We start from the raw sequence: 9,325 nt of genomic DNA, 5'->3' as shown, positions 1-9,325 counted from the left end.
GCCGCGGGCCGCCGCCAGCGCCTCCTCGACCGTCGTGAGCGTGCCGAGGTCGGCGCGCAGGGAGCGGCCGAGGGACGTGAGCTCGCCCCCCGCGCGGGCCCGGTCGCGGCAGTGGAAGGCCAGCTCGCAGGCGGCCAGGCACTCGGGGGCGTACGTCGCCGGGACCGCGTCGACCGCGGCGGTCAGCTCGGCGGCCGGGCGCGTGACGTCGAACGTCGTGCCCGGCGGCAGCGTGGCCGCGATGTCCTCGACGCGGGTCAGCCGGGAGAGCTGGCGGCGGGTGACGGCGAGCTGCTTGCGGATGTCCACGGGGGACGCGGCCGGCAGGTTGGAGAAGTCCTTGGGGCAGACGAGCAGCGCGCGCCGCCGCACCTCGGGCGCGGCACCGGGCCCCTCGGCGGGCTCCTCGGCCACCCGCGCGGCGACCTCATCGGCGACCCGCGCCGCGACCTGCTCCAGGGCGAGGACGTACACCGCGGCCTGGCGCGCCGCCGCGCCCACCTTCGCCGCGTCCGCCGCGCCGTCGATCATCGGGAAGGACTTGATCTCGACGACCGTCCAGGTGCCGTCCGGCGCGACGACCACCGCGTCCGGCTCCAGGAAGGCGGGCGTGCCCGCGACGTCCAGGGCCAGCATGGGGTGGTCGAGCAGCGTCCAGGCGCGGGCGTCGGTGGCCTCGCGCAGGGCGAGCGCGGTGCGGGCCGCGCGGCCTTCGGGCCCGGCCGCCGCGAGGTCCGGCACCCGCGCGGAGCCGGGCTCCGGCTCGGGCCCGCCGCCCAGGCGCGCGTGCGTCAGGCGCAGCAGCTCCGTGCCGCCGTCGGCCTTGACCCGCGCCTCGAAGGCGTGCCCCCGCATGAACGCGAACTGCGACTGCCCGAAGCCCGAGGGGGAGCCGAGGGACTCCGCGAGCGCCGCCTTGGGCACGCCCGCGCCGTCCAGGAGGGCGCGGCGCCGGCAGCCCGGGTTCGCCGCGAGGGCCGCGAGGGCGCGGGCGTCCAGGGGCTGTGGCGCTACGTCAGGTCCGCGCAGTTCCGCGAGCCGTTGCCGCAGCGCCGTCCCCGGTGTCCGCGGCGCGGCCTGCGGGTCTGCCGCCCTTGTTCCCGCGGGGCTTTCCGGCCGGCTTGCCCGCGGCACCGCTGCCGCCGCCCGGCTCGGCGCCGAGCTTGCGCTGATGGGGAATTCGCTCACCCGCCGAAGTCTGGCATCCACCACTGACATTGGAGGACTCTGCCGGGGCCTTGGCGACGGAAGAGGCGGTCGAGGCACCCGCGGGGCGCCGCGCGCCACCGGTGCCGCGCGCGGCCAGGGCCCCGGCGACGACCGGCTGGAGCCGCGCCTTGATCCGGGCGGCGGCGGCCCGCACGGGCCGGACGAGCAGGAATCCCACACCCATCACGGCCACGCCCGCGAGCGCGTCGAAGAAGTAGTGGTTGGCCGTGCCCATGACCACGATGGTGGTGAGCAGCGGGTAGGCGACGGCGATCGTCTTCACCAGGGGCGTGCGGCCGTACCGCCACAGCACCACGCCGCACCACAGCGACCAGCCGACGTGCAGGCTGGGCATCGCCGCGTACTGGTTGGTCATGCCGCCGAGGCCGCGCGGCGCGCTGGCCTGGCCGCCCCACCAGCCCCAGTCGCTGTACTGGGCCATCGTGTCGACGAAGCCGTAGCCCTTGTCGAGCAGCCGCGGCGGGCAGGTCGGCATGAGCGTGAAGCCGATCAGGCCGATGAGCGTGGAGACCATCAGCCAGGTGCGGGCGGCGGCGTAGTGCACGGCCTTGCTGCGGAACATCCAGATCAGCACCAGCGGCGTGACCAGGTAGTGCAGCGAGGCGTACCAGAAGTCCGCCGGGACGCCGATGGAGGTGTGGGCCGTGAAGAGACGGTTCAGCGGATGCTCGAGGTTGAGGTTGAGGGCCTTCTCGACGCGCAGGATGTCCAGGCCGTGGCCCACGGCGGTGGTGACGTCGCCGCGCGCGAGCAGCCGCCCGGCCGAGTAGGCCCCGTACACCAGCAGGATCAGTGGCAGTTCCGTCCACCACCGCAGCCGGAGCCGGGCGGCACGGTTCCCGGATATGCCGCCGGCGCCCGCGCCCTGTGCCTCGCTCTGCGGCATCCGGTGGGTCCCCCATCTCATTTCGCGCTGTTCCCGCTCAGTTCGTGCGGCGTACGGCCGCTGGGTCACTTTACGGCGTACGCGAAGGCCGATGAGTCATCCCCCTGGTCGTCAAAGACGCAGAGATCGTCGCCGTGGTTGCTCCTCGGCGGCGTGAGTGATGATGGAGGGAACGGACGGGCGACTGTCCGCTTTTGTCCCGGATTTTGTCCCTGAATATCTCCTTGTACGTCTCCTTGGAAAGGCCCCCTTCATGGCACCGCGCATCCTGCTGGCCCGGCACGGACAGACCGAGTGGTCGCTGTCCGGAAAGCACACCGGCAGGACGGACGTCCCGCTCCTGGAGGAGGGCAGGCGCGGCGCGAAACTGCTCGGCGAGCGGCTGCACAAGGCGCCCTACGACGGCCTCCCCGGCGTCGAGGTGCGCACCAGCCCGCTGTCCCGCGCGCGGGAGACGTGCGAGCTCGCCGGGTTCGGCGACCGGGCCGCGGAGTGGGACGCGCTGATGGAGTTCGACTACGGCGCGTACGACGGGCTGACCCCCGCCGACATCCAGGCCGTGCGCCCCGGGTGGTTCATCTGGCGCGACGGGGTGCCGGACGGCGAGACGCTGGCGCAGGTGTCCGCGCGGGCGGACGAGGTCGTCGCCTGGGCCCGTGAGGCCGACCGGGACGTCCTCGTCTTCGCCCACGGCCACATCCTGCGCGCCATCGGCGCCCGCTGGCTGGGCTACGACATCGACTTCGCGTCCCGCATCCGCCTCAACCCGACGTCCCTGTCCATCCTGGGCTGGGCCTACGGAGAGCCCGCACTGGAGTCGTGGAACGAGACGGGGCACCTGGCCGGCTGAGCAGTCACCCGCTGAGCAGCCACCCGCCTAAGTGGTCACCCGCGCGCGGGCGGCGTGCTGCTCAAGGAAGTCCGTCACCCCGGCCGCCCGCCGGTGCGGGAGCAGCAGCCGCGCGGTGGTCGCGAGCATGGACTCGATCCGCGACGACTGCACCTCGTCGAGCAGGGCCAGGACCCGCAGGCCCGCGGCCGCGGCCTCGTCCGGGCGGCCCGCGCGGGCCAGGTCGTCGGCCAGCTCGGCGGTGTACAGCGCGATGTTCCGGGTGAACTCGGGCGTCTGCGTCGCCGCGACGCCCGCCGCGCGCTGCGCGTGCCGGGACGCGCGCTCCCAGTGGCCGAGCGCCGACCAGCACTGCGCCTCCAGGCCGGCCAGCTCCGCGGGACCGTAGAAGGTCATCCACTCCGGGTCGGTCTCGGACGGCCCGATGTCGAACAGCGCGTGCGCGCGCGTGAGCGCCTGCCGGCAGCCCGCGCGGTCGCCGAGCCCGGCCCAGCCGCCCGCCTCGCGCAGCGCGATCAGCGAGAGCAGCCGGGGCGAGCCGAGATGCCGCGCGGCGCGGGCCGCGGCCTGCGCCGCCCGCACCGCCTCCCGGGGCCGTCCCGCGTCCCGCGCCAGGAACGCGGTGTTGCAGAAGGCGTGCGCCTCCAGGGCGGGGTCGCCGGACATCCGCGCCGTCGCGAGGGCCTCCCCGTAGTGCGAGCGGGCGTCGTCGAAGCGGCCCGAGTCGTGCGCGAGCCAGCCCACGGAGATGGCGAGTTCGCCCGCGCCCGAGTAGAGCCGGTCGGCCACCGCCTGCCCGCCCTGCCGGGAGGTGCCCGCGTCGAGCAGGGCGTAGGCCGTGCGCAAGGGGGCGGCGGCCCGCTTGTACAGTCCGTCGGCGCCGTGCCGGTCGTCGAGCAGCCGGATCTGGCGTACGGCCTCCTCGACCGCGCTCACCTCGTTCTCGTCCGCCGCGCGCAGGCGGTGCGCCTCGCGGACGCGGGCCGCCTCGGCGACGCCGCCCAGGGGGAGCCCGACGGCCCCCAGGGAGGCGACGGCCACCGTGGCCGTGCCGCTGGTCATGAATGCGCGACGCCGCACGTCGCTCTCCTCGTCGCCGGTGGTGGTGCTGTCAGTGCCGTGGTCACGCGGGTACCTGGTGTCCACGCGGTCATGCGGGTACGTGGTGTCCGCCCCGCGCGCGTCCCCCGCCCCGCGCGCCCCCCGGCCCCGGACCGCCGCGCGCGGCGCGAAGCCCAGGTCCGTCAGCGTCCGGCCCGGGAACATGTGCAGGAACACCCGCTCGTACGCGTAGTTGGGGCAGCGGATCTCGCCCGCCTCCACGCGGCCCACGTACCGCGCGTCGCAGCTCACCCGCTCACCGATCTCGCGCGCGGCCCGCCGCACCGCGGCCGCGAACTCGCCCGGCGAGCGCTGTCCGCGCAACTCCCGGAACGCGAGATTCGGTCGCGGAGGCGGAGTTGACGATGCCGATGACGACGACGTCATACCGGTTCCTCTCGCTGGGGGGACCGGGGGGTGCGGACCTGTTCCGGCGGAGCCCGAACGTACCGGCTGGGGGTCGGTCAGCACGCGGAGTTTGGCTACAAACCGGATATCTCACCCGTGATCTGCCATGAACTGCCATCCTTTGCGACGGCGTGGCGCCGTAGCCGTTGACGTCCCGGGGCGTTGAACCATGAGGAGAGGGAGCGACGCCGCTTCCGACCTGGCGAGGAGGTTCCCTTGTTGGAGTACGGCATGGAGAACAGCGAACCCGGGAGCGCGCTGACGACGGCCCGGCACTGGCCGAGCCAGGACCACAGCGCGGGGCCCGGCTGCGTCGAGCCGTGGGACCCGGCCCGCCCCGGGCACCCGCACGCCCCGCACGACGGTCACGAGGAGTGCGATCTCGTGACCGTGCCCGCGCGGCAGGGGCTTGAGGCCGTCGACATTCTGCGCCGGGGCGCGGGGGGCGAGGCCGTGGGGCCCGTCCTGCACGACGGTGGCTGCGACACCCTCGGCTTTCTCGTGCCGCCCGGCACGGCGGACGGGTGGGACCTGCCCGGCAGCGCGTGCACCCAGACGTTCGGGCGGGGCGCTTCCCTCGCGCCGGCTCCGGATCCCGAGCCGGTGCCCCCGCCGCCGCCCGTCGCCGGGACCGGGTGGCTGGTGCCGCCCGGGGACACCGACCCCGTGACCGACCCCGCCGTTCTGCGTGCCGCGCTGGGTGAGGCCGCCCGCATGATCGAAGCCGCCGACAACTGCCGCTGAGCTTTATATGGGGCTGCGCCCCTGTCCCCGCTCATCGCCGCTTCGCGGCTCGTCCTCAAGCGCCGGACGGGGCTTCGCGGCTCGTCCTCAAGCGCCGGACGGGCTGGAACTGCCGGGCGGCTCGTCCTCAAGTGCTGGACGGGCTGGAACTGTCGCCCCCGGCGATAATGGGGGGCGTGGCACGGAACAGGCGAGAACGGCAGACGCGTGAAGCTCTCGTCGAGGAGGTCGACGGAGGGCTTGCCGAGCTGATGCCGGACCGGGAGCGGCCGCGGGCCTGGACGCTTCTCGTGGACGGCGCGCCGCAGTCGCACGTCGACCTCGACGACCCCGCGTACCTCGACTTCGAATACCAGCGCAGGCTCGGCCACATCGCCGACCTCGTCGCACCGCCGGGACGGCCCGTGCACGCCCTGCACCTCGGCGGCGGCGCCCTCACCCTCGCCCGGTACGTCGCCGCGACCCGCCCCCGCTCCACCCAGCAGGTCGTCGAACGCGACACCGCCCTCGTCCAACTCGTCCGCCGCGCCCTGCCGTTGGACCCCGCCGCCCGCATACGGGTGCGCGGCACCGACGCCCGCGAAGGGCTCGCGAAGACCCCCGACGGCTGGGCCGACCTCGTCATAGCCGACGTGTTCAGCGGAGCCCGCACCCCCGCCCACCTGACCAGCGCGGAGTTCCTCGCCGACATCCGCAGGGTGCTCAAGCCCACCGGCTGGTACGCCGCCAACCTCGCCGACGGCCCGCCGCTCGCCTATCTGCGCGGCCAGCTCGCCACCGCCGCCACCGTCTTCCCCGAACTCGCCCTCGTCGCCGACCCCGCCGTGCTGCGCGGCAAACGCTTCGGCAACGCCGTGCTCCTCGGCGCGGGACAGCCGCTGCCCGTCGCCGAACTGACCCGGCGCAGCGCGGCCGACCCGCACCCCGCCCGGGTCGAACACGGGCGCGCGCTCATCGACTTCAGCGGCGGGGCGGCGGCCGTCACGGACGCCAGCGCCGTGGCGTCGCCCGCGCCGCCGTCGTCGGTGTTCCGCTGAGGGAGCGTCGGGGGCCTGCTCAGTAGCTGTTGATCTCGACCCGCGGCGCGTGGTCGTGCCAGGTGCAGAACACCGACACACGGTCGGCGCCCGAGGTGTACTCCACGCGGATCCACGTCGAGGACTTCCACACCTGCATCGACCAGCCCGCCGCCGGTGACGCCGACACGAGCGTCGCGGAGGACTCGCCGATGTCGAAGACGACGCGGCCGCCTTCGGTGTTGTAGCCCTTGACGCTGCCGGAGGAGGAGGGGGAAGGGGACTTCTCGGGCTTGTCGTCCTGGTGGTCGGGGTGGTCGGGGTGGTCCGGGGACGGGCTCTTCGTGTGCTCCGGGTCCTTCGTCGGCCCGGGCGGCTTCGACTTGGACGGCTCGCCGGACTTCTTCGGCGGCCGGGTGCTCGACGTCGGCTCCGGGCGGTGCGTGGACGACGACTGCGGCAGCGCCGACCGGTCGCCCGCCGCCAGCGGCAGGGCGCGCGGCGGATCGTACGCCGTGCCCGCCATCACCGTGTGCACGCCCCACCACGACAGCGTGACCGCCGCGCCCGTGGCGAGCGACCACGCGATGGCGTGTACGAGACCTCTGTGCATCGCGGGCCATACTGCACCAGGAGCCGCCGCGAGGACCAGGAGTCCAGCCTTCCGCTTTCCGTCCCGGAAGAGGACATCGCCTGTCAGGCAGGGGGCATCTCCTGCCCGGAAGGGGACATCGGACCCAAGTCCGGGCCAAAAGTCCCGCACGGCACCCACGTCCCCCGTATGGCGTACGGTGCCGCCCATGGCAAGTGTGCTCGTCGTCGAGGACGACCAGTTCGTGCGCTCGGCCCTCATCCGGCATCTGTCCGACGCCTCCCACACCGTACGGAGCGTCGGCACCGCCCTGGAGGCGCTGCGCGAGGTCGCCCATTTCCGCTTCGATGTCGTCATCCTGGACCTCGGCCTGCCCGACCTCGACGGGTCCGAGGCGCTGAAGATGCTGCGCGGCATCACCGACGTACCCGTGATCATCGCGACCGCGCGCGACGACGAGACGGAGATCGTCCGGCTCCTCAACGACGGCGCCGACGACTACCTGACCAAGCCGTTCTCCGTCGAGCACCTGTCCGCCCGGATGGCCGCCGTGCTGCGCCGCTCGCGCGGCTCCGGGTCCGGCACCGGCGAGGCGGCGCCGCGCCAGGTGCTCCAGGTCGGCGGCCTGACCGTCGACCCGCTGCGGCGCCAGGCCGAGCTGGACGGCGCGCGGCTCGACCTGACCCGGCGCGAGTTCGACCTGCTCGCGTTCCTCGCGGGACGGCCCGGTGTCGTCGTACCCCGCAAGGAGCTGCTCGCCGAGGTGTGGCAGCAGAGTTATGGCGACGACCAGACCATCGACGTCCATCTGTCCTGGCTGCGCCGGAAGTTGGGCGAGACCGCCGCGAACCCGCGCTATCTGCATACGCTGCGGGGCGTCGGCGTGAAGCTGGAGCCACCGCTGTGAACGGGGCCGGGCGGGCGGGGTCCGCGCCGTGAGGTGGGCGCTCGTGAAGGTGTGCCTGGCCGTCACCACGATGGTCGTGGCCGCCTTCGCCATCCCGCTCGGCCTCGTCATCCAGGAGATGGCCCGCGACCGCGCCTTCTCCGCCGCCGAACGGCACGCCGCCGGCATGGGCCCCACCCTCTCCATCACCACCGACCGCGGCCAGCTCACCCGGGCCGTCGCCACCTCCGAGGCGGGCGGCGACGGGCGGATGGCCGTGTACGTACCGGCCGTCGGCCAGAACCCGCCGCTGAAGATCGGCGACCGCCGCGCCACCGCGCACGACGTGGAGGCCGCCCGCGCGCAGGGCCGGGCCAGGACCACCGGCGTGCCCGGCGGCTCCGCGCTGCTCCAGCCCTTCGGGCTCAGCTCCGGGGAGATCGCCGTCGTCGAGATCTTCGTGCCGGAGAGCGAGGTCAGCAACGGCGTGACCACGGCGTGGCTGATGCTCGCGGGGGTCGGCGTCGCGCTGATCATCGGGTCCGTGGCGGTCGCCGACCGGCTCGGCGTACGCATGGTCCAGCCCGCGCGGCGCCTCGTGGGCGCCGCCCACGACCTGGGCGAGGGCAAGCTCGGGGCGCGGGTGCCGGAGGACGGGCCGACCGAACTGCGGCTCGCCGCCGTGGCGTTCAACTCCATGGCCGACCAGGTCGTCCAACTCCTGGCCAATGAGCGGGAGCTGGCGGCGGACCTGTCGCATCGGCTGCGTACGCCGCTGACGGTGCTGCGGTTGAACGCCGCCTCGCTGGGCGAAGGGCCCGCCGCCGAGCAGACCCGCGTCGCCGTCGAGCGCCTCGAACGCGAGGTCGACACCATCATCCGTACGGCACGTGACGCGAAGCCGCAGACGGCGGCCGCCGTGCACATCGGGCCCGGCGCCGGGTGCGACGCCGCCGAAGTGATCCGCGAGCGAATGGAGTTCTGGTCGGCGCTCGCGGAGGACGAGGGGCGCGAGGCGCGGGTGGCCGGCGTGGACCGGCCGGTGTGGATCCCGGTTGCGCGGGCCGAACTGGTCGCGGCCCTGGACGCGTTGCTCGGCAATGTCTTCCGGCACACGCGCGAGGGGGCGGCGTTCGCCGTCGACGTGCACAGCGGGGAGGACGCGGTGATCGTGCTCGTGTCCGACGCCGGGGGCGGCATCGCCGACCCGCAGGCGGCGCTGGCCCGCGGCAACTCGGGGGGCGAGGCGGGCTCCACGGGCCTCGGCCTGGACATCGTCCGCCGCCTCGCGGAGTCCACGGGCGGCGATGTACGCATCGGCAGCTCGGTGCTCGGCGGCACGGAGGTAAGGCTGTGGATCCAGCGGGATCTGCGGCGGGGGCCGGCCGGGGGCCGGCGGCGGGGGTCTGTGCGGCGGCGGACGAGGCGGTCGGCGCGCGTGGGCGGCGGCGCAGGCTGACGCCACGGCACCGTCGGGAGACGCCCCACTGGCCGCAGACGCCAAGTGACCGTGTGCGACGGGGGCAACGGAGGCGGTGGGCGAGGTAGCGGCGTGCGGGGAGGCTCTCTGCGGCCCGAGCCCTGCGGCCGACAGTCACGGGCGGGCGGGTGG

The 9,325-nt window shown here is 74.5% G+C and carries 9 protein-coding genes; 5 read left to right on the top strand and 4 right to left on the bottom strand.

Features of this window, described 5'->3' with window-relative positions; all coding sequences use genetic code 11:
* Together STRAU_RS35095 and STRAU_RS35090 are read right to left on the bottom strand one after the other, a co-directional pair.
* Positions 1–924 (bottom strand): hypothetical protein (locus tag STRAU_RS35095; protein ID WP_037664004.1); only part of this gene is annotated, 924 nt, incomplete at its 3' end.
* Positions 925–1,015: 91 nt separating this feature from the next.
* Entirely contained in the window at positions 1,016–2,116 is a 1,101-nt protein-coding gene (locus tag STRAU_RS35090) for a phosphatase PAP2 family protein (protein WP_016645154.1), read from the bottom strand.
* A gap of 253 nt (positions 2,117–2,369) precedes the next feature.
* Between STRAU_RS35090 and STRAU_RS35085 the strand changes: the two genes are divergently transcribed.
* Positions 2,370–2,966: a histidine phosphatase family protein gene (locus tag STRAU_RS35085; RefSeq protein ID WP_016645153.1), complete on the top strand. Its 597-nt coding sequence runs from the start codon at positions 2,370–2,372 to the stop codon at positions 2,964–2,966.
* A gap of 27 nt (positions 2,967–2,993) precedes the next feature.
* Here the strand turns inward: STRAU_RS35085 and STRAU_RS35080 are convergent, their stop codons facing one another.
* A complete protein-coding gene (locus tag STRAU_RS35080; protein ID WP_016645152.1) occupies positions 2,994–4,454 on the bottom strand; it encodes an NsdA family TPR-like regulatory protein in 1,461 nt (486 codons plus the stop codon).
* A gap of 252 nt (positions 4,455–4,706) precedes the next feature.
* Between STRAU_RS35080 and STRAU_RS35075 the strand changes: the two genes are divergently transcribed.
* Positions 4,707–5,219 (top strand): hypothetical protein, encoded by a 513-nt coding sequence (locus tag STRAU_RS35075; protein ID WP_037664006.1) that lies wholly within the window; start codon positions 4,707–4,709, stop codon positions 5,217–5,219.
* A gap of 167 nt (positions 5,220–5,386) precedes the next feature.
* Positions 5,387–6,256, top strand: coding sequence for a spermidine synthase (locus STRAU_RS35070; protein ID WP_037664002.1), 870 nt, complete (start codon positions 5,387–5,389; stop codon positions 6,254–6,256).
* 19 nt (positions 6,257–6,275) lie between these two features.
* Here the strand turns inward: STRAU_RS35070 and STRAU_RS35065 are convergent, their stop codons facing one another.
* Entirely contained in the window at positions 6,276–6,848 is a 573-nt protein-coding gene (locus STRAU_RS35065) for a hypothetical protein (protein ID WP_016645149.1), read from the bottom strand.
* A gap of 187 nt (positions 6,849–7,035) precedes the next feature.
* Here STRAU_RS35065 and STRAU_RS35060 point away from each other — a divergent pair, with 187 nt between their 5' ends.
* The gene (locus STRAU_RS35060; protein WP_016645148.1) at positions 7,036–7,734 is read left to right on the top strand and encodes a response regulator transcription factor; all 699 of its coding nucleotides are present in this window, start codon (positions 7,036–7,038) and stop codon (positions 7,732–7,734) included.
* 28 nt (positions 7,735–7,762) lie between these two features.
* Positions 7,763–9,172 (top strand): sensor histidine kinase, encoded by a 1,410-nt coding sequence (locus STRAU_RS35055; RefSeq protein WP_037664000.1) that lies wholly within the window; start codon positions 7,763–7,765, stop codon positions 9,170–9,172.
* Positions 9,173–9,325 lie beyond the last annotated feature (153 nt).

Origin of the sequence: Streptomyces aurantiacus JA 4570 (assembly GCF_000414115.1) — a bacterium.
GTDB classification, from domain to species: domain Bacteria; phylum Actinomycetota; class Actinomycetes; order Streptomycetales; family Streptomycetaceae; genus Streptomyces; species Streptomyces aurantiacus_A.
The sequence above is the reverse complement of the archived record's forward strand: the minus strand, read 5'-3'. Positions and strand labels throughout refer to the sequence as shown.

Excerpts from the sequence above, each read along its gene's own strand:
- STRAU_RS35090 (WP_016645154.1), bottom strand. The coding sequence starts at position 2,116 with ATGCCGCAGAGCGAGGCACAGGGCGCGGGCGCCGGCGGCATATCCGGG.
- STRAU_RS35085 (WP_016645153.1), top strand. The coding sequence starts at position 2,370 with ATGGCACCGCGCATCCTGCTGGCCCGGCACGGACAGACCGAGTGGTCG.
- STRAU_RS35080 (WP_016645152.1), bottom strand. The coding sequence starts at position 4,454 with ATGACGTCGTCGTCATCGGCATCGTCAACTCCGCCTCCGCGACCGAAT.
- STRAU_RS35075 (WP_037664006.1), top strand. The coding sequence starts at position 4,707 with ATGGAGAACAGCGAACCCGGGAGCGCGCTGACGACGGCCCGGCACTGG.
- STRAU_RS35070 (WP_037664002.1), top strand. The coding sequence starts at position 5,387 with ATGGGGGGCGTGGCACGGAACAGGCGAGAACGGCAGACGCGTGAAGCT.
- STRAU_RS35065 (WP_016645149.1), bottom strand. The coding sequence starts at position 6,848 with ATGCACAGAGGTCTCGTACACGCCATCGCGTGGTCGCTCGCCACGGGC.
- STRAU_RS35060 (WP_016645148.1), top strand. The coding sequence starts at position 7,036 with ATGGCAAGTGTGCTCGTCGTCGAGGACGACCAGTTCGTGCGCTCGGCC.